20 protein-coding genes are annotated in these 18,914 nt (G+C 63.5%); 16 read left to right on the top strand and 4 right to left on the bottom strand.

Features of this window, described 5'->3' with window-relative positions; all coding sequences use genetic code 11:
- Window positions 1-39: 39 nt before the first annotated feature.
- Window positions 40-1,146 (top strand): alkene reductase, encoded by a 1,107-nt coding sequence (locus HDE78_RS12470; RefSeq protein ID WP_179479932.1) that lies wholly within the window; start codon window positions 40-42, stop codon window positions 1,144-1,146.
- A 133-nt stretch (window positions 1,147-1,279) separates the two neighbouring features.
- A complete protein-coding gene (locus HDE78_RS12465) occupies window positions 1,280-1,858 on the top strand; it encodes a gamma-glutamylcyclotransferase (protein ID WP_179479930.1) in 579 nt (192 codons plus the stop codon).
- Window positions 1,859-2,151: 293 nt separating this feature from the next.
- On the opposite strand, the gene HDE78_RS12460 is transcribed toward HDE78_RS12465, so the two are convergent.
- Window positions 2,152-2,682 carry a PepSY domain-containing protein gene (locus HDE78_RS12460; protein ID WP_179479928.1) on the bottom strand — a complete coding sequence of 177 codons (531 nt, stop codon included), beginning with the start codon at window positions 2,680-2,682 and terminating at the stop codon, window positions 2,152-2,154.
- Between the two features lie 354 nt (window positions 2,683-3,036).
- Between HDE78_RS12460 and HDE78_RS12455 the strand changes: the two genes are divergently transcribed.
- Window positions 3,037-3,792 carry a hypothetical protein gene (locus HDE78_RS12455; RefSeq protein WP_179479925.1) on the top strand — a complete coding sequence of 252 codons (756 nt, stop codon included), beginning with the start codon at window positions 3,037-3,039 and terminating at the stop codon, window positions 3,790-3,792.
- 30 nt (window positions 3,793-3,822) lie between these two features.
- Here HDE78_RS12455 and HDE78_RS12450 read toward each other — a convergent pair whose 3' ends face one another.
- Window positions 3,823-5,187: a DUF2252 family protein gene (locus HDE78_RS12450; protein WP_179479923.1), complete on the bottom strand. Its 1,365-nt coding sequence runs from the start codon at window positions 5,185-5,187 to the stop codon at window positions 3,823-3,825.
- A 204-nt stretch (window positions 5,188-5,391) separates the two neighbouring features.
- Here HDE78_RS12450 and HDE78_RS12445 point away from each other — a divergent pair, with 204 nt between their 5' ends.
- The 8 genes from HDE78_RS12445 to HDE78_RS12410 all read left to right on the top strand — a co-directional run bounded on the left by HDE78_RS12445 (window position 5,392) and on the right by HDE78_RS12410 (window position 11,071).
- Window positions 5,392-5,997 carry a class I SAM-dependent methyltransferase gene (locus HDE78_RS12445; protein ID WP_345776059.1) on the top strand — a complete coding sequence of 202 codons (606 nt, stop codon included), beginning with the start codon at window positions 5,392-5,394 and terminating at the stop codon, window positions 5,995-5,997.
- 76 nt (window positions 5,998-6,073) lie between these two features.
- Window positions 6,074-6,532, top strand: coding sequence for a cupin domain-containing protein (locus tag HDE78_RS12440; RefSeq protein WP_179479920.1), 459 nt, complete (start codon window positions 6,074-6,076; stop codon window positions 6,530-6,532).
- Window positions 6,533-6,620: 88 nt separating this feature from the next.
- The gene (locus HDE78_RS12435; protein WP_179479918.1) at window positions 6,621-7,292 is read left to right on the top strand and encodes a PadR family transcriptional regulator; all 672 of its coding nucleotides are present in this window, start codon (window positions 6,621-6,623) and stop codon (window positions 7,290-7,292) included.
- The gene (locus tag HDE78_RS12430; RefSeq protein WP_179479917.1) at window positions 7,285-7,485 is read left to right on the top strand and encodes a hypothetical protein; all 201 of its coding nucleotides are present in this window, start codon (window positions 7,285-7,287) and stop codon (window positions 7,483-7,485) included. The genes HDE78_RS12435 and HDE78_RS12430 overlap by 8 nt, the downstream gene beginning before the upstream one ends.
- A gap of 124 nt (window positions 7,486-7,609) precedes the next feature.
- Complete coding sequence (locus HDE78_RS12425) at window positions 7,610-8,410, top strand: siderophore-interacting protein (protein ID WP_179479915.1); 801 nt, start codon at window positions 7,610-7,612, stop codon at window positions 8,408-8,410.
- A 131-nt stretch (window positions 8,411-8,541) separates the two neighbouring features.
- Window positions 8,542-9,756: an FAD-dependent oxidoreductase gene (locus HDE78_RS12420; RefSeq protein ID WP_179479913.1), complete on the top strand. Its 1,215-nt coding sequence runs from the start codon at window positions 8,542-8,544 to the stop codon at window positions 9,754-9,756.
- Window positions 9,757-9,807: 51 nt separating this feature from the next.
- Window positions 9,808-10,188: a DUF4345 domain-containing protein gene (locus HDE78_RS12415; protein WP_179479911.1), complete on the top strand. Its 381-nt coding sequence runs from the start codon at window positions 9,808-9,810 to the stop codon at window positions 10,186-10,188.
- Window positions 10,178-11,071 carry an alpha/beta hydrolase-fold protein gene (locus HDE78_RS12410; RefSeq protein WP_255457780.1) on the top strand — a complete coding sequence of 298 codons (894 nt, stop codon included), beginning with the start codon at window positions 10,178-10,180 and terminating at the stop codon, window positions 11,069-11,071. Before HDE78_RS12415 ends, HDE78_RS12410 begins: the two co-directional genes overlap by 11 nt.
- A 32-nt stretch (window positions 11,072-11,103) precedes the next feature.
- Here HDE78_RS12410 and HDE78_RS12405 read toward each other — a convergent pair whose 3' ends face one another.
- Window positions 11,104-11,262, bottom strand: coding sequence for a DUF2256 domain-containing protein (locus tag HDE78_RS12405; protein ID WP_179479909.1), 159 nt, complete (start codon window positions 11,260-11,262; stop codon window positions 11,104-11,106).
- A gap of 88 nt (window positions 11,263-11,350) precedes the next feature.
- Window positions 11,351-12,382, bottom strand: a complete 1,032-nt coding sequence (locus HDE78_RS12400) for an aldo/keto reductase (RefSeq protein ID WP_179479908.1) — start codon at window positions 12,380-12,382, stop codon at window positions 11,351-11,353.
- 223 nt (window positions 12,383-12,605) lie between these two features.
- Between HDE78_RS12400 and HDE78_RS12395 the strand changes: the two genes are divergently transcribed.
- The 5 genes from HDE78_RS12395 to HDE78_RS12375 all read left to right on the top strand — a co-directional run bounded on the left by HDE78_RS12395 (window position 12,606) and on the right by HDE78_RS12375 (window position 18,842).
- On the top strand, window positions 12,606-13,820 hold the full coding sequence (locus HDE78_RS12395; RefSeq protein WP_179479906.1) for an MFS transporter: 1,215 nt from the start codon (window positions 12,606-12,608) through the stop codon (window positions 13,818-13,820).
- Between the two features lie 162 nt (window positions 13,821-13,982).
- Complete coding sequence (locus HDE78_RS12390; RefSeq protein WP_345776058.1) at window positions 13,983-15,242, top strand: HD-GYP domain-containing protein; 1,260 nt, start codon at window positions 13,983-13,985, stop codon at window positions 15,240-15,242.
- Window positions 15,243-15,258: 16 nt separating this feature from the next.
- The gene (locus HDE78_RS12385; protein WP_179479904.1) at window positions 15,259-16,536 is read left to right on the top strand and encodes a GGDEF domain-containing phosphodiesterase; all 1,278 of its coding nucleotides are present in this window, start codon (window positions 15,259-15,261) and stop codon (window positions 16,534-16,536) included.
- A 48-nt stretch (window positions 16,537-16,584) separates the two neighbouring features.
- Window positions 16,585-17,352, top strand: a complete 768-nt coding sequence (locus HDE78_RS12380) for an ATP-binding cassette domain-containing protein (protein ID WP_179479902.1) — start codon at window positions 16,585-16,587, stop codon at window positions 17,350-17,352.
- Window positions 17,353-17,375: 23 nt separating this feature from the next.
- On the top strand, window positions 17,376-18,842 hold the full coding sequence (locus tag HDE78_RS12375) for a glycine betaine ABC transporter substrate-binding protein (protein ID WP_255457802.1): 1,467 nt from the start codon (window positions 17,376-17,378) through the stop codon (window positions 18,840-18,842).
- The last annotated feature ends 72 nt before the right edge of the window (window positions 18,843-18,914 follow it).

Here is an 18,914-nt window from a genome sequence, read left to right as displayed (position 1 = left end):
CATCGCCCACGATGGCCTGTCATTTCCCTCGGAGATTCCATGAACGCTCATACCGCTTCCAAAGACGCGACTGTCGACGTGCTGTTTCAGCCGATTCGCGTCGGCAGCATCGAAGCACCCAACCGTATCGTCATGTCGCCACTGACCCGCAATCGCGCCGGAAAAGGCAATGTGCCGACCGAGCTCAATGCTACCTACTACGCGCAGCGCGCAAGTGCGGGCCTGATCATTGCCGAGGCCACGCAGATCTGTCCCGAGGGCCAGGGTTACATCGCCACACCGGGCATCCATTCGCCCGAGCAGATAGCAGGCTGGAAGCGGGTCACCGAGGCAGCGCACGCCAAGGGTGGCCGCATCGTGCTGCAGCTGTGGCATGTCGGGCGCATCTCGCATACCTCATTGCAGCCCAATGGTGCCGCACCGGTAGCGCCTTCTGCCATCCAGGCCAAGGCGAAGACCTTCGTCGCCGACGGTTTTGTCGATGTATCGATGCCCCGCGCGCTGGAACTCAGCGAGATTCCGGCACTCGTCGAGACTTATCGCAAGGCAGCCGCCAATGCGATCGAAGCCGGCTTCGACGGAGTGGAAGTGCACTCGGCCAACGGTTACTTGATCGACCAGTTCCTGCGCGACAAGAGCAACAAACGCACCGACGCCTACGGTGGCAGCATCGAGAACCGCACGCGGCTGCTGTTCGAAGTGTGCGAAGCCGTGGCCAAGGAAGTCGGCGCCGACCGGACCGGCGTGCGCCTGTCGCCGCTGACCTCGTTTGGCGACGTGTCCGACAGCGATCCGCAGGCGCTCTTCAACCGTGCGGTCGAACGCATCGCCCCGCTGAATCTCGCCTACATCCACGTGATCGAGGGCGAAACCGGCGGCGATCGCGAACCGCAGCCGTTCGACTACGCCGCGATGCGCAAGCCATACAAGGGCGTGTGGATCAGCAACAACGGCTACGACCGTGCAATGGCGATCGATGCCGTGGCCAGCGGCCGGGCCGATATGATCGCGTTCGGCGTCAAGTTCCTTGCCAACCCCGACCTGCCGCGGCGCCTGCGCGAAGATGCGCCGCTGAACAAGCCGGACCAGAGCACTTTTTACGGCGGCGATGCGCACGGCTACACCGACTACCCCGCACTCGACTGATCGCGTCGGAAAATCGTTCGCTACAGCTCCCGAGGCAGAAGGCCGGTCCGTTTCGACCGGCCTTTCTTCATTGTGCCGCGACCATCGCATTCGCGAGCCGGCATAATCGGAGCATCGCCGAACGAGTCCGAACGTGATCATCGATACCGTCGCCATCAACCAGCAAATGAATCACTTCGATGGTCACGACGCGGTATGGTTGTTCGGCTATGGCTCGCTGATCTACAAGGCCGATTTTCCCTATCTCGAACGACGGCCCGCCTCGATCCACCACTGGGTACGCCGATTCTGGCAGGGCTCGCACGATCACCGCGGCACGCCCGATTCGCCCGGTCGCGTGGTCACGCTGATACCCCAGCGCGACGCCCTCTGCGTCGGCATGGCTTACCTGATCACCCCCGACGCGCTCGAGCATTTGGACGTGCGCGAAAAAAACGGCTATCTGCGCTTCGTCACCACGCTGAGCCTTGACGATGGCCGCGAGCTCGAAGGGCTGGTGTATATCGCCACCGAAGAAAATGCCGCCTTCCTGGGCGCCGCGTCCGAACGCGATATCGCCGAACATATCGCCCGCTCCACCGGGCCCAGCGGCCCGAATCGGGACTACCTGCTGCAGCTGGCCGATGCCTTGCGGCAGATGGATGCCGAGGATCCGCACGTGTTCGATATCGAGCGTGAGCTGGTGCGGTTGATCGAGCAAGCGGGGAACTGATACGCGTGTCGGCCGTCAGCAGGCTCACGCCCGCACGCGCAACGAATCCTGGCTGCCGTTTCTGGCGTCTGCCTTGGCGCGACACCGACACTTGCTGCTCGGCCCAACGGCCGTCGCCGTTCCACCGCTCGGGCTGACATTGGCCGTGCGCTTCAAGAAGAGATCAACACGGGAACTATCCTTGTCGTCGACGTCCACGTGGATCGACAGATCACCTGCGCGCGTTAGTGCGTACCGCCGCCGTTCGGATGCCCTTCGAAGCACCGACGACGATGACTTGAATCGTCAAAAAGTCAAAACAGCAAAAGCAGCAGTGGCACCACGATGCCCGCTACGAGAATGCCGGTAACCAGCACCGGCTTGCGGCTGTAGCGATAGGCCATGTAAAGCCCGGTCAGCGTGGACAGACAAAGGCTGACGGCAACCAGCGCGAAAAATAGTTTCATCGGCAGCAGGTTTTTCTTCGGCCGGCCGCTGTCGCGATCGGATGGCCCAACCGAGGGACCTGCCGGGCGGGTTTCCGGGACACCATTCGTCGATGACGCTGCGCTCGACGCAGCGACGGCAGACGCTGCAGCAGGTGCGGCGGTTTCCTGCGGACGCGGTTTGCGTACCGGCGCTACGGTCGTCTGCTTTTTGTGCAGCAGCGCCAACGTAGCCAGCCACGCCGGCGGCGTATAGCTACTGCCGCGCGTGGTTTCATGCAGGCTGAAAGTCTGCAATCCACCCGTGATGGCGAAAAACAGCAGCGCCGGCACCATGAATACGCCTAGATACAAATGAACCGTACGGGAGAGCTTGAGAAAACGATGATTCGTCGACATAAAACCTTTGCGAAAAAACCGGAGTGGCAACGATGCCATTATTTTCGGGCCGCTGCACCGACCCATCTTCGACAACGTCAGGCTTTGCTGACACCGCTTTTTGACGACGACCGCGACTCGACGATGACAGCGGCCTCCGATGGCCGCCTCCGATCGTTGCCGGTGGCGGGCAAACGCGCCGCCGGCAACGGATTCCGATCATTCGTGCGCCCATTTCAACCACTCGGGTCGAAAAGCCGGTAGATTCTGCCATCGGCCCGGCGATATGGGGATACGCCAAGCCGACCATCGGGGTGAACTATGGCGTTTTGGCGACTTGCGTTTCTTGCACTGTTTTTTGGGGGAATGTCCGGCGTGGCCTCAGCCCAGGCGATCGACTGCGCCAGCACCGCATTGAACCATTCCGAACGCGCCGTGTGCGCATCGGAGCCTTTGCGTGAACTCGCCGCCAGCATCGACAAGCGCTACCCGCGCGTCGCCGATGGTCTGGGCGTAAAGCAGAGTCAGCTGGAATGGACTCGCGTCCGCGACCGCTGCAATGGCAACCTGGCGTGCCTCACGACGGCCTATCGCGAACGCGACGCCTACCTTGCCAGGCTACCGGTCATCGCCAAACCCTCGGCCACCACAACCGCCTCCGCCGCACCGGTCAAACATCTTTTCCTCAGGCACGCACCGGCGCAACTGCTGAGCCCATCCGCCACCATCGCAGCCGCGCCGCCGGAGGAAACGGCCAGCGCCGGCGAACGGCTGGAGCGTGCGGCAGGTCCGGCGTCGCCGATCGGCACGACGCCGCACTGGAACACGCTGTGGTTTCTTGGCGGCGTGCTGTTTGCGTCGATCCTGTTATGGCAGATGCTCACCAACGTCTGCGGCAAGTGCCCCAGCTGCCATCACTGGTTTGCTCGGGTCGAGATCGATCGGCGCCAGCTCACCAGCGAAACATCGGAGCCTGCCTCCCGCCGACTTGGTCGGCGCTCGCGCGCTAGCGCCGGTTTTCTGAGCCTGACCGAACCCGGTCGCGAACGCACGGCTACGGTACGCCACTACAACCAGTGCCGCATCTGCCTGCACGAGTGGGAAACCATCACGAAAGAAGAAGCGAAGTAGACCGCCGCGGCCAAAAGCTTCCTGCAGCGATCAGTACAGCGGCGTACCGGCTTTGTACGCCGACACAAAGGCCTGCCAGTCCAGATTCACCTGATCGGCATAGCTGAAGGCGAAGCTCGATATCTCGGTCTGCAGCCCGCTGCTGTCGGCTACGGCGCTGATCTGCGCATCGATGTCGTACGGCACGATCGCCGGGTTGTAATCCTTGTCCGCCAGCGCGTGAGCACTGGCCAGCGCCCGACCGATGTAGGTCATCGCGGTAGTGAACTTGGAACTGCTGGTGAGCTGGGTGTAATCGAAGTCTTCTTCGTACGGCGACTTCTCGTGGACGTAGTACGGCGCGCCGCCGATCGTGGTGTAACCGACCAGCACATCGGTGTTGAGCAGCTGCGCCTTGTTGGTCAGTGCCACACGCTCGCCTTCGTTGGAACCGTACACAGAAGCCGGCAACTGACCGGGCGCAGCCAGCGCAACATCACTCGACGCTTCCTGCTTCATTTCCAGAATCACATCGTCCGACGTCGATGTCGACGGCCCCTCGATAAGCACGTAGTAACGCAGGCGCCCGAGGCTACCCGTGCCCGATCCGAGCTTCTGGTGAATATCTTTGATGGCGTAATAACTGGCCGCGTAGCGCTTGGAGGAAGAGATGGTCTGGATGTAGCTGCCAACGGCGTTGCTGATCGCGGTATAGGTCGCCCCGCTTACCGCCACGAGGTTGGCGGCATTCTGAAAAGTGCGTATCCCGTTCTTGCTGGTCGTGTATTTGGACAGCAGATCCGAACGCGAGCCATCGTCGGCATCGGAGATGGTGTCTTTCACAACGCTGCTGGTGTTGCCGGTGGTGAGTTGGAAGGACGCCTCGCCTTTGCCTTTGGCGAAACTGTTGATCTGGGTCACGTAAGCCGCTACAAACGCATTGATACCGGTGGTGATCTGGCTGTCGGACAAGCCGTTCTCGCGACCGGCCAGCACCATGCTCACCGCCGCGCGGCGCAGATCCCACACGTACTGGCCAAGATAGCCTTCATCGAAATCATCAGTTGAAAACGCCGCCATGCCGCTGCTGTCGCGCTGTGCGCCGAAGTTGGAAAGATGCGCGTCGCCACCGATCCAGGTGAATCCGGTAGCACTGGAGGTAAAGCTCGATGCCGGAAGCGTCGCGGTATCGCGATAGAAAATATCGGCGGTACCGCGATAAAAGGAGAACGCGCTGCTGCTCATCAGCTGCATCTTGGTCGCCAGATCGCCGCTGTCCGTGGCCGCGTACGGGTGGTTGTAGTTGTAGATGTCGTTGACGACAAAGCTGGGCCGCGACGTGGCGGCCTGTGCGCCCGTGCCCAGCAGCATGGCGACGGCGAGTGTACCGATCAGGCGTTTCAGTTTGATCATCATGCGTCACTGCCTCCGTCGTTGAAAAAATGATTGCAGCGGGATGATTGCAGCAGGTCTTGATGACACTCGGGCGACGGTGTGGAACCATCGGCTTCGTCTCCACTTTCGGCATAGCGGACCAAGGGCGGCATGAATCGCGAACTGCTTAGCGACGCGGAAATCATTGAGGCATGGCACGCCAATGCCGCGCCGTGGACGAAAGCGGTGCGCGATGGCGATATCGAGAGCCGTCGCCTGGTTACCGACCGCGCCGTTGTCGATGCCATCGTTTCGAACACGCCTCGCTCGGTGCTAGACGTTGGCTGCGGCGAGGGATGGCTGGCCCGCGCCTTGTCGGCCAGAGGCATTTCGGTGATCGGCGTTGACGTTGTGCCTGCGTTGATCGAGCAGGCACAAAAAGCTGGCGGTGGCGAGTTTCGCGTGGCGGCGTATGAAGAACTGTCGGCGAGGAAACTCCACGTTCTTGTCGATCTCGTCGTGTGCAATTTCTCGCTGATCGGCAACGAATCTGTCGATGACCTCTTCGTCGCGGTGAAATCGCTGCTGCATCCCGGCGGCATGCTGGTCGTGCAAACGCTGCACCCGCTGATCGCCTGCGGTGATCAACCCTATGTCGACGGCTGGCGGCCCGGCTCCTGGGCTGGCTTCAGCGGGGACTTCGTCAGACCGGCGCCGTGGTATTTCCGCACACTGGAAAGCTGTGTTCGGCTTTTTACGGCGAACGGATGGCATCTGGAAGAAATCCGCGAACCGATGCATCCCAACACCGGGAAGCCTGCGTCGATTCTGTTTATCGCGCACATGCTTTGACGCCGACCGGAGCGCGCCGGCGGTAACGTCGTTTCTTCAAAAATCGTTCAAGACTTCTGCCTCGGAACTACAGCTCATGCCCAAACTGGATTTGTCCATCATCCCGATACGCAGCGGCTCGGACTATCCGGTGCCGTTTGCCGAACGAATCGCTGGCCGTACCCGCCAGGCGCTGGCGAGCGCCGGTGGCCTGACCGACTTTGGGGTCAACCTGACGAAGCTGCCGCCGGGCGCGTGGTCCAGCCATCGCCACTGGCATAGCGAGGAAGACGAGTTCGTCTATGTGATATCCGGCGAACTGACCCTGGTCACCGATGCCGGTGAACAGCTGCTGCGAGCCGGCGACTGTGCGGCCTTTCCAAAAAATACGCCGGACGGTCATCACATGATCAACCGCGGCAGCGAGATGGCGATATGCCTCGACGTCGGCAGTCGCTCGGCCAGCGATGTCTGCATCTATCCGGATATCGATCTGCGTGCCGATCGGGACGACTACTCACACAAGGACGGTCGGCCTTACCCTCGCGCCGATTGACCGCAGCTGGAGCCACATGCCTGCGTATTGCTTTAGATACACTTGCGATATATCTTAGATGCACTCTAACGATATATCGGAACCCTTTATGCGCATGCGCCATATGCTTTTCCATGCACTTCATTCCCGTCATCACCAGCACGATCACCTCCATCATGCCTTCGGCTTTGAACCGGGCCGCGACGAGGGGGATCGGCATCAGCGGCACGCCGGCCGCGGTTTCGGTGGCCGTGGCGGCGGCGACTTCTTTGCGGACTTCAGTGAAGCGCGCGGCGGCGGCCGGCGCGGTGGCGGCCGGATGTTCGGTCACGGCGATCTCAAGCTGCTGCTGCTGGCGCTGATCGAGCAGCAACCGCGCCACGGCTACGAGCTGATCCGCATTATCGAGGACATGTTCCACGGCCAGTATTCGCCCAGCCCCGGCGCGATTTATCCCACCCTGACCATGCTGGAAGAACTGGGCTACGCCGAGGTCACCAACGAACAGGGCGGCCGCAAGCTTTACGCCATCACCGCGGCGGGCCGCGTCTATCTCGACGAAAACCGCGAGGCGGTGGACGCCGTCACCGCGCGCACCGAACACAGCGCCCGCATGGCCGCCAAGATGGCCGCGCCGATGGCGGTACGCAAAGCCATGCATGCGCTGAAGCACGCCCTGCTGATGCGCGGCAGCGACTGGAGCAAGGCCGAGGCGCAGCGCATCGCCGAGATACTCGACCGCGCGGCCAGCGACATCGCCAGCGGGGAGCGCCGTGACTGAAACGCACGGCGACGCGCTCGCCATGGCGCAGCAGGTGCAGAGCTTGTTGCACGATCTGGCGAAGCTCGGCCTTGCCGAAGCACGCGCTGAGCCGACGGCAACGGCGAACACCGTCACCGCTCATCCATCGTCAGCCACTACCTTCGAGGTGCTGCGATCCCTCGCCGAACACGTCGGTTACCGTATCGCCTGATCGGCATCGATTCAGGGCCGCTCAACTCACACATCTTGCCATCGCCAACGCTTGGTCATCCAGACATGCGGGATGATCCAGAGCCCAGCCGGCACCCTTTCTTTTCAACAACGGGATTTTGCCGATGACTACTCATACCCATCAAATGCTGCGCCACCCGGTCAAATTTCGCACGTTGCAGGTACAGCGCGTCGAGCGACTGACGCCGCATATGCAGCGCGTAGTTTTCGTCAGCGATGAGCTCGACGGCTTCGTCAGCGCGTCGCCGGACGATCACGTGAAACTGTTTTTCCCGAACAGCGCCGGCGAGATCGTGACACCGGTGATGGGCGACAACGGGCCGGAATATCCGCCGGGTCGCGAATACTCGCCCATGCGCGATTACACCCCGCGTCGCCACGATGCGTCGCGCAACGAACTGGCGATCGACTTCGTACTGCACGGCGACGGCCCCGCCTCGCTGTGGGCGGCGCAAGCCGCGCCGGGTCAGCGCATCGGCGCCGGCGGCCCGCGTGGCTCGTTCCTGGTCGCCAGCGACTTCGACCACTACGTGCTGATCGGCGATGAAACCGCACTACCCGCCATCGGGCGCTGGCTGGGTGAAATGCCCGCCACCATGCGCGCCGATGTACTGGTGGAAATCCCCGACGCGCACGATCGCCAGCTGCTGCCATCGTCCGCCCAGGTCAACATCGTCTGGCTGGAGCGCAACGGTGAGCCGGCCGATCGCAGCGAATTGCTGGAACAGGCGTTGCGCCGGCTGCCCACGCCATCGGGCGACACCTTTTACTGGATCGCCACCGAATCGCGCCGCGCCCGCGCCATGCGAATCTGGCTCAGCGAGAAACGCCACGTGCCGAAGGACTGGGTAAAAGCCAAAGGCTACTGGAAGGCCGCTGCGGACGATGCCGATGACGATGGCTGATCCATGATGCGACAGCTCGATGTCGTCTCATCGTCAGGGCATGTCGTGCGATCACCGCGCCGATACATGGTGTCGTCGTAAGCTCGCCAGTCACTGCAACGCTTTCGTTGCGGCCACAGCGAGCGAAGCGCATGGATCTGAAAAGCGGCTATCCCTTCTGGGCGATCAAGAACGGCTTGATGCACGCCTTTCCGCAGTTGCAGGAGGACGTGCGCTGCGACGTGGCGGTGATTGGCGGCGGCATCAGCGGCGCATTGATCACCGACGAACTGGCTGCCCACGGTCACGACGTGGTGGTCGTGGAAGAACGCGACGTCGGCTGGGGCAGCTCCGCTGCCAGCACCGCATTGCTGCAATATGAAATCGACACGCCGATGATCGATCTGGCCAAACGCTATGGCGAAGACGATGCCGCCCTCGCCTATCGCGCCTGCGCCGACGCGATCCATCAGCTGCAGTCGCTTGCGGGCGATATCCGCGACGTCGATTTCGCCCGCATGCACAGCGTCTACTACGCCAGCCGACGTCACCACGTGCCGGACGTCCGCGACGAAATGGCGCTGCGCAAGAAACACGGATTCGAGGTGAGCTGGCTGGAGCCCGAGGCGCTGATGGCGGATTACGGCATCCGCGCGCCGGGAGCGATTCTCAGCCAGCTGGCGGCGCGGATCGATCCGTATCGCATGGCCTATCGCCTGCTGGCGCGGCTGGAAAAACGCGGAACCGGCGTGTTCGACCGCACGCGCATCGAACGCCTGGAAACGCATGCCCGCGGCGTCACGCTGCACACGACCCAGGGCGCGCAGATTCGTGCAAGTCACGTCGTTTTCGCCGCGGGCTACGCCAGCCAGCACTGGCTGGATCAGCACGTAGCCGACAACCGCAGCAGTTATGCCTTCATCACCGATCCGCTCGATGCCGATACGCTGGGTGCGCTGGGCGAAACGATGGTGTGGGAATCGGCGCGGCCATATCTCTATCTGCGTAGCACCGGCGATGGCCGGCTGCTGGTCGGCGGCGAGGACGACGCGGTCGATATTCCCTCGCGCCGCGACGCGCGCGTACAAAAGAAAGCACAGCGACTGGTACAGAAAGTCGCACGCGCGATTCCCGGCCTCGAGCTGAAACCCGCCTTCGCCTGGGCCGGCACCTTTGCCGAAACCGAGGACGGCCTGCCGTTTTTCGGCGCGCATGCGCAGCACGGTCCGCGAGCACAGTTTGCCATGGCCTATGGCGGCAATGGCATCACTTACAGCATGCTGGGGGCGGGGCTGATCCGGGCCTTGATCGAGCGCCGCAAACATCCGCTGGCGGCGCTGTTCTCGTTTGATCGTTTGGATCGCTGAGCGAGCGGCCGCCACACCCGATATTTTTTCTACGGACTCCTGAGGAATGCCATGACTGCGATTTATCTGTGGGTGAACGCTGCGATTTACGGCATCTTCGCGATTCTTTGTACGGTCAAGGCCAGCGCGACGTCGAAGTCGATCGGCTTTCTTTCGCTCAACAACGGCGGCATGGCCGAATATGTCACCGTCTACGGTGGCATGGAGCTGGGCCTCGGCATCATCTTCGCGTGGCTGGCATGGCGGCCGGAGCTGCATCGTACCGGCATCGTTCTCGCACTGGCGCTGTACGCACCGCTGGTGATCTTTCGCTGGATCAGCGTGGCCCGATACTGGCCCGTGCAGAGCTTGACCCTGGGTACCGGCGCGCTGGAAACCACGCTGCTGGTGCTCGCCATCGCGCTGTGGCTGGCACAGCGCCATGCGGTTTGATCGACGCCCGCACCTGGGCAATCGCGACTTTCTCGGCATACCCGCTGCGCGAACGGCGAAAGCCGACAACCGTGCGCAAATACTACTTCTGATGAAAACACGCATTTTTTGGCTCGGCGTTCGCCATTGGGCGCTGCTGTTCGCGCTGATCTTGCTGAGCGGGTGCTACCCCATCGGCAACGCTACCCGACCGATTCCTACCGCCTTCGTGCCCGCACCGCAAACTGCGCATCGGCTGGTGGTGTTTCTGCCCGGCCGCGGCGACGATCTGGACGGGCTGAAGAAAAGCGGTATCGCGCAGATCATCCAGCGCGAATGGCCCGATGCCGACGTCGAGCTTGCCGCCGTCACCATGGCGTACTACCTCGACGGTCACGCCACGCTGCGACTGCACAACGAAGTGATGCTGCCCGCGCTCAAACACGGCTACGAACAAATCTGGCTGGCCGGCACCTCGCTGGGCGGCATGGGCACGCTGACCTACGACCGCGATTATCCGGGCGAGATCTACGGCATGATTCTGCTGGCGCCGTATCTGGGCGACAGCGCCGTGCCGAAAGAGATCGCCGCCGCGGGCGGCCTGGAACCATGGAACCCCGGACCCGCCGAAACGCTGGGGCCGAACACCTGGCAGCGAGAGCTATGGCGCTATCTGAAAACCTGGTCGATGGATCCGGCCAGGGGCCGCCATGTCTGGCTGGGCTATGGCGACCACGACCGCCTGCGCAAGGAGATCGAACTGATGTCCCCGCCCCTGCGCAGCTCTCATGTGCTGATGGTCCCGGGCGGGCACAACTGGAAGACGTGGAAAGTGGCTGCGCCACAGTTGCTGCAGGATGCCTCGCGCGACGCCGAAACGCCTCCGACGCACGCGCACAACTAGGCTCAATGCGGTTTGTCCGGCGACGCCGACGCTCAGAGGTCGATCGACAGAATCTTGCCGCGCGGTGTGCCCTTGCGGCAGGCATCCGAGCAATAGATCACCTGATCCCAGTCGCGCGACCATTTCTTGCGCCATGCAAACTCCCGCCGACAAACTGGACAGATTTTGCGGGGCAGCTCGCTTTTCTTCATGCTCGGATGGCTATGCCAAGGAGTGAAATGACCAGCAAGGCGCGGCCTCGATACCGCGCCTTGTTGGATAGACGTCTAGCCGTCCAGACTATTCGGCAACCGGCGACGGATTGCGCTCGCCGAACTGGGTTTGATGCCAATACGGATAGGCCTTGACCGGCTTGCTCGCGGCATCGAGCGTGGCAACCTGCTCGGCGGTGAGGTTCCAGCCGACGGCACCAAGATTCTGCCTCAGCTGCGCCTCGTCGCGGGCACCGATCACCACGGTGGCCACAGTCGGACGCTGCAGTAGCCAGTTCAGTGCCACCTGGGCCACCGTCTTGCCAGTTTCCTTCGCCACGGCTTCGAGCGCATCCACCACCGTGTAGAGATATTCATCGTCGACCGGCGGGCCGGCCTCGCTGGTCTTGTGCAGGCGGCTATTCGCCGGCAGCGGCTCGCCGCGACGGATCTTGCCGGTAAGCCTGCCCCAGCCGAGCGGACTCCACACCACGGCGCCGACGCCCTGATCCACGCCCAGCGGCATCAGCTCCCACTCGTAGTCGCGGCCGATCAGCGAGTAATAGGCCTGATGGGCGATATAGCGCGGCAGGTTGTGGCGATCTGCCGCGGCAAGCGACTTCATTAGATGCCAGCCGGAGAAGTTGGAGCAGCCGATATAGCGAATCTTGCCCGCACGGATCAGATCGTCCAGCGCGGACAGCGTCTCTTCCACCGGCGTCATGGCGTCGAAGCCGTGCAGCTGGAACAGATCGATATGATCGGTCTGCAGCCGGCGCAGCGCGCCGTCCACCGCTTCGATCAGATGAAAGCGCGAGGAGCCGACGTCGTTGGGGCCGTCGCCGGAACGGAACGTAGCCTTGGTCGAAATCAGCGCCTCATGGCGGCGCCCCTTCAGTGCGGCGCCAAGCACTTCTTCCGACGCGCCGCCGGAGTAGATGTCGGCGCTGTCGAACAGCGTAACGCCCGCTTCGAGGCAGATGTCGATCAGCCGCTTGGCGTCTTCGACCTGGGTATTGCCCCAGGCCTGGAAAAATTCGCCCTTGCCGCCGAAGGTGCCGGTGCCGAAGCTGAGTGCCGGCACGCGAAAGCCGGAGCGGCCGAGTTGTCTGTAATCCATGGGGATTCCTTTTTGCTGGGGGGACGGAAACGGAGAGATCCAAACTTGCTGGCGAAGGACAAGCAAACGCGCCATCTCTAATCCGTCATATCACCATGCGTTCGCCCGCCGCGGGAAGCAAGGGCTACGGGCACGGATGACTTTTCTTTCATGTTGCGTTGCGTCATAGAAGCGTAAACTTCAATCGCCTGCGCAGCGCAGGGCCATCACTCCTCCGTGCGACATGCCAGACGCCTCCTACGCCCCCTCCGTTTCCCATGCGAGCGCCCAGCCGCGCCGTTTCAGCGTGATCGGTCCGATTCTCAGCACGGTGGCGTTCACCTTCTTCACCTATCTCACCATCGGCCTGTCGCTGGCGGTACTGCCCGGGTTCGTGCACAGCACGCTCGGTTTCGGCGCGGTGGTGGCCGGGCTATCGATCAGCATGCAGTACGTCGCCACCTTGATCAGCCGCGCCCGCGCCGGGCATATGGCCGACACCCTCGGTCCGAAACGCACGGTACTTACCGGGCTGGTGATGTGCGGCGTCAGCGGACTGCTGCTGATGCTCGGTGCGCTGGCGGTAGCGGTGCCGGCGCTGAGCCTTGGCCTGATTCTTATCGCGCGACTGGCCCTGGGCTGCGCCGAAAGCTGCGTGGGCACGGGCGCCATCGCTTGGGGCATGGGCCAGGTCGGGCACCAGCATACGGCGCGGGTGATTTCCTGGAACGGCGTGGCGACCTACGGCGCCATCGCCGCCGGTGCGCCGCTCGGCGTGCTGATCGCGCACAGTTTCGGCTTCGCCGCCATCGGTGCGATGTCGCTGAGCATGATGGTGATCGCCTTTCCGCTGGCCCGACGCAAGCGGGCCACCGCGGTCGCCGCTGGCGAACGCGCGTCGATCCGCAGCGTAGCCGCACGTGTGTTGCCGCACGGCATCGGCCTCGCGCTAGGCTCGCTCGGCTTCGGCTGCATCGCGACCTTCATTACCCTGCTCTACCTCGCACACGGCTGGACCGGCGCCGCGCTGACGCTGAGCATCTTCGGCGTGATGTTTGTCGGCACGCGCTTCGTGTTCGGCACGATGATCGGCCGCGTCGGCGGCTACCGCGTGGCAATGGTGTCGTTCGCCGTCGAAGCCGTCGGCCTGGCGATGCTGTGGCTGGCCAGCGATATGGGCCTGGCCGCCGCCGGTGCCGCCGTGGCGGGGCTGGGGTTTTCGCTGGTATTCCCGGCCCTTGGCGTCGAGGCCGTCAACCGCGTGCCGGAAAACAGCCGCGGCGCGGCGATCGGCGTGTTCTCGGTCTTTCTCGATGTCGCCATGGTCGCCGTCGGACCGCTCGGTGGATGGATAGCGTCGGGCATGGGCTTCAGCCGCGTCTACGGTTTCGCCGCGCTGGCGGCCGTGGTCGCGGTGGCATTGACGCTGATGTTGAAAAAACGGTCGGAACGCCCCTGAGCGTTGCCAGCGGCTGAGCATTTCGTCCATGACCCCGTGCCGGCCTGCCGATCGACAGCGCATCGACGGCACACATCGCGTACGTGTAGTCGTCTTCACTCCATAGGTCGGCGAAATACGCTATTAATACGCGCAGCAGACTTGATGGGGATGGTGCAACGCGTGGCCTCTGAGATTGAAGAGCGGCGCATGGCCGTCGCCGATTTGGACATTGGCATGTTCGTGTGCCGGCTGGACCGACCCTGGGAAGAAACCTCGTACCCGTTGCAGGGTGTGGAACTGTTGACCGAGGAGGATCTCGGCACCATCCGTGAGCTGTGCGAATACGTCTATATCGACGCGCACCGGCAGATATCGATGGAACGACCCACGACGCTCACCCGCACGCGGCTGGACGAATCGCGCTTCGACGGAACGATCAAATACGCGGACACGGCGCCGGTCGACGAGGAAGCACCCCGTGCGCGCGAAGCGTTCAACAACGCCACCGCGATGGTCGACCGCATTTTCGAGGACGTCACCAGCGGCCGCGAGTTGTCGGTGGAACACGTGGAAAACGCCGTGCGTCCGCTGGTCGCCAGCGTACTGCGCAGTGCGGACGCGTTTTTCTGGATCGAAGGTCTGAAAGGTCACGACAGCTATTCCTACAGCCATGCCATCGGCTGCAGCGCGCTGGCCGCGGCGTTCGGCCGCCACATGGGTTTTGCCGAAGACACCATCATCAGCCTGGCCGCCGGCGGCCTGCTGATGGATATCGGCAAGACCCAACTGCCGCAGTCCCTGCTGCAGGGCACCGGCAAGCTGACCCCGGCCCAATCGAAAAAGCTGCAGTCGCATGTGGCGCGCGGCATGAAAATCGTCGAGCAGTCGGGCATCACCGATCAGGATGTGCTCGACATCGTACGCACGCATCACGAGCGCATGGATGGCAGCGGCTACCCGGACAGCCTGACCGGCGACCTCACCCCGATCACCGGACGCATGCTTGCGATCATCGACGCGTACGATGCCATGATCAGCCCGCGCCCCTACCGCGCCGCCATCTCACGCCACCAGGCGCTGCGCCAGATCTACGCCGGGCGCGACACGCTGTTCCAGACCGAACTGGTCGAGCAGTTTCAGGTATGCCTCGGCGTGTATCCCACCGGCTCGCTGGTCGAGTTGAGCACTGGCGAGGTCGCGGTAGTCATGGCGCAGAATCAGGTCCGGCGCCTGCGGCCGAAGGTGGTCATCCTCACCGACGCGGACAAGCAGCCGGTAAACGATTTTCGCCAGCTCGACCTGATGAATCAGGATGAGCCTGTGAAATCATCCAAGGACAAGAAAAACGTCGCCCGCACCGTCACGCGCATGATCGACATCGTGCGCAGCCTTGCCTCCGGCGACTATGGCATCAACGCCGCCGAACTGTTTCTGCATTGATGAGGATTCCCGGGCGATGATGAATCGGGAAGCCCTCTTTGCCGCGATCCAGACGCAGGTGGAACGGACCGCGGCCGAAGCCGGCAGCTTCGCCGTCATCATCCTACGGGTGCGTGGATTGCGCGACATCGCGCTACGCTTCGGCTATGCCCAAGGTGAGCTGGCGGAAGATCGGGCACGTGTTCTGATCGAGCAATCCATGCGGCCGATGGATCAGGTGTTTCGCGCCGGCGACGACAGCTTCGCGCTGGTACTGCCGCAGATGCGTCACCAAAACCATACACTGCTTGCCGCGACGCGGCTGATCCGTGCGTTCGAGCTGCCGATGAATGCCGGCACCACGCCCTGGCACGGCCACGCCCTGATGGGCATTGCGCTGTATCCACACGATGGGATCGACGCCGACGCGCTTTGCCGGCATGCAGAGATGGCGCTGGACGACGCGCTACGCCGCGGCGACCAGTACGCGTTCTACCAGCCGCAGGACAAGCAGGTGGAGATCGTCCACGAAGAACTGCGCGATGCGATCGACACCAATCGCCTGCGCGCGTATTTTCAGCCCGTATGGGATCTGCAGCGTCATCGCGTGGCCGGCGTCGAATCGCTGGCCCGCTGGACCAGCGAGCAGCACGGCGAGGTATCGCCGGCCAACTTCGTACCCTTCGCCGAGCAGAGCGATCTGATCTCGGCGCTGACCCGCTGGAGCATCAACGCCACCCTGCGCCACGCGGCGCCGCTGCGCGGCGCACACGAGCTGACCTTTGCGATCAATTTTTCGCCGCGCGTATTCTCCAAGCCCGGCATCGTCGAGCAGCTGATGGACGCGCTGGACATCTGGGGCGTGGCACCGACCAGCGTCATCGCCGAAGTGACGGAGACCGCGCTGGTCAACGATCTGGAACTGAGCCTGCGGGTGCTCGCTCGCCTGCGCGATCGCGGCGTCGGCATCGCCATCGACGACTTCGGCACTGGCTACGCCTCGATCGCCTATCTGCGTAAATTCCCCGCGACCGAGCTGAAGATCGACCAGTCGCTGATCGCCGACATGCGCGACGACATGCAGACGGCCAAGCTGGTTCGCGCCATCGTCAACATGTCCCATCACATGGACCTGACTGTCGTCGCCGAGGGTGTGGAAGATCAGGCCACGCAGAAGCTGCTGGCCGAGATGGGCTGCGACTACGCCCAGGGCTATCACCTGGGGCGACCCGAGCCGGCGGCCGATTTCGTGGCGCGCTTCAAGGCGCTGCCGATCCCGTCGGCAGCGGAACCGCCCGCGTCGGACGACGCATGAGCCGACGCGCGATTTGCAAGGTTGCCCCAACGCTCTGCGAGTATTCCCGTGGCCATCGCTGAGGCGCGCCGCTTCGGCTTCGCGCTCGAGCGCGCCAGCAAGCGCTACGGCGCGGTGGTCGCGCTCAATCACGTCGATATCGATTTTTCCGCGGGCAGCACCACCGCTCTGATCGGTAGCAGCGGCTCGGGCAAGTCGACCGTGCTGCGGTTGCTGCTGGGGCTGGACTATCCGGATGAGGGTACGGTCTGCGTCGACGGCCAGCCGCTCGGCCCCTCCAAGGTACTCGAACTGCGACGACGCGTCGGCTATGTGATCCAGGACGGCGGACTGTTTCCACACCTCACCGTATCCGGCAATTTGGCGCTGCTGCCGCGCTATCTCGGCTGGCGTGCGCAACACGCGCAGCAGCGCGCCGAGGAACTCGCGGCGCTCACCCATCTGCCGCTCGATGTGCTCGATCGCTATCCCGCCGAACTCTCCGGCGGACAGCGCCAGCGCGTGGCGCTGATGCGCGCGCTGATGGTCGATCCCGACGCGCTGCTGCTGGACGAACCGCTGGGCGCGCTCGACCCCATCGTGCGGCACGAGCTGCAGGACGAGCTCAAGCGCATTTTCGCGCAGCTCGGCAAGACGGTGATCATCGTCACGCACGACCTGGCCGAAGCGGCCTGGTTCGCCGATCGGCTGGTGCTGATGCGCGACGGCGCCGTCGTGCAGGACGGCACGCTGCAGGATCTGCTGGATCGCCCCGCCGAGCCTTTCGTGACCCGCTTTGTCGAAGCGCAGCGTCGCCTGCCCGAGGTGCGTTCGTGAGTCGCACGATGGGTCGGTGCCTGATGCTGCTGGCGCTGCTGCTCGTGCCCGTATTTGCGCAATCGACGCCGGTGCGCATCGGCTCGAAGGTGTTTACCGAATCGGTGATCCTGGGCGAACTGGCCAAGGCCACCGCGCAGCAGGCCGGCGTCGATGCCGTGCACCAGCGCGAGCTCGGTGGCACCAGCGTGCTGTGGAAAGCGCTGCAGCAAGGCGATATCGACGTCTATTCCGAATACACCGGCACCATCACCCACGAGCTGCTGAAAAACGTGGCGCCCGACGCCGACATCCCTACCTTGCGCGCGCGGCTGCAGCCGCTGGGCATCGGCATCACCGATTCGCTGGGCTTCAACAACACCTATGCCGTGGGCATGCTGGCGGATAAAGCCGCGCAGCTGCATATCAGCCGCCTGTCCGATCTGGTCGCGCATCCCGAACTGCGCTTCGGCTTTTCCAACGAATTCATCGACCGCGCAGACGGCTGGCCCGGTATTCGCCAGCGCTACGGCTTGCCGCAGACGCAGGTGCGCGGACTCGACCACGCGCTGTCGTATCGCGCCGTGGCCAGCGGCGCGGTCGATGCGACCGACCTCTACAGCACCGACGCGGAAATCCCCTACTACCATCTGCGCACGCTGGACGACGACCGCCATTATTTTCCGCGCTACGAGGCGGTGTATCTGTATCGGCTGGCGCTTGCGCAAAGCGCACCGCACTTCGTCACCGCGCTGCAAAAGCTCGCCGGCCGCATCGACGAAAACACCGTGCGTCAGATGAACGCCAAGGTGAAGCTGAAGGGCATGAAAGAGAACGTCGTGGTCGCCGCGTTTCTTGGCATCCAGCCCGATACCAGCGCCGACAAGGGACTCGCCGCGCGATTGCTGCAGACAAGCATCGAGCACATCAAGCTGGTGATGCTGTCGCTGGGGCTGGCCGTGCTGCTGGCGATTCCGCTGGGCATTCTGGCGGCGCGGTTGAAGCGATTGGGCCAGGTGGTGATCGGGCTGACCGGCATTCTGCAAACGGTACCGTCGCTGGCGATGTTCGTCTTCATGATTCCCGTTTTCGGTATCGGCACGTGGCCGGCCATTGCCGCGCTGTTCCTTTACAGCCTGTTGCCGATCGTCCGGAACACGCACGCGGGGCTGGTCGGCATTGCGCCGGAACTGCGCGAATCGGCCGCGGCCATGGGCCTGCCTCGCGGCGTGCGGCTGCGCCGGATCGAACTGCCGCTGGCAACCCGTTCCATCCTCGCTGGCATCAAGACCGCGGCGGTGATCAACGTGGGCACGGCCACGCTGGCCGCGCTGATCGGCGCCGGCGGCTACGGCCAGCCGATACTCACCGGTATCCGGCTGGACAACATCAGCCTTATTCTCGAGGGGGCAATTCCTGCGGCGATTCTGGCGCTGCTGGCGCAAGGCGTCTTCGAGGGCATCGAGCGCTGGCTGACCCCGCGCGGGCTGAGGCTGCAGGCGCGGCAGTAGTTGCAACGTGCGCTGTTGTCGCAGGCCGGCCGCGTGACGAAACCGGCACGTCGCGCATGCGACCATCGGGTA

The sequence above is a fragment of the Rhodanobacter sp. K2T2 genome (assembly GCF_013408815.1).
Taxonomy (GTDB): domain Bacteria; phylum Pseudomonadota; class Gammaproteobacteria; order Xanthomonadales; family Rhodanobacteraceae; genus Rhodanobacter.
Note: the sequence above shows the minus strand (reverse complement) of the source record. Positions and strands in the feature narration are given on the sequence as shown.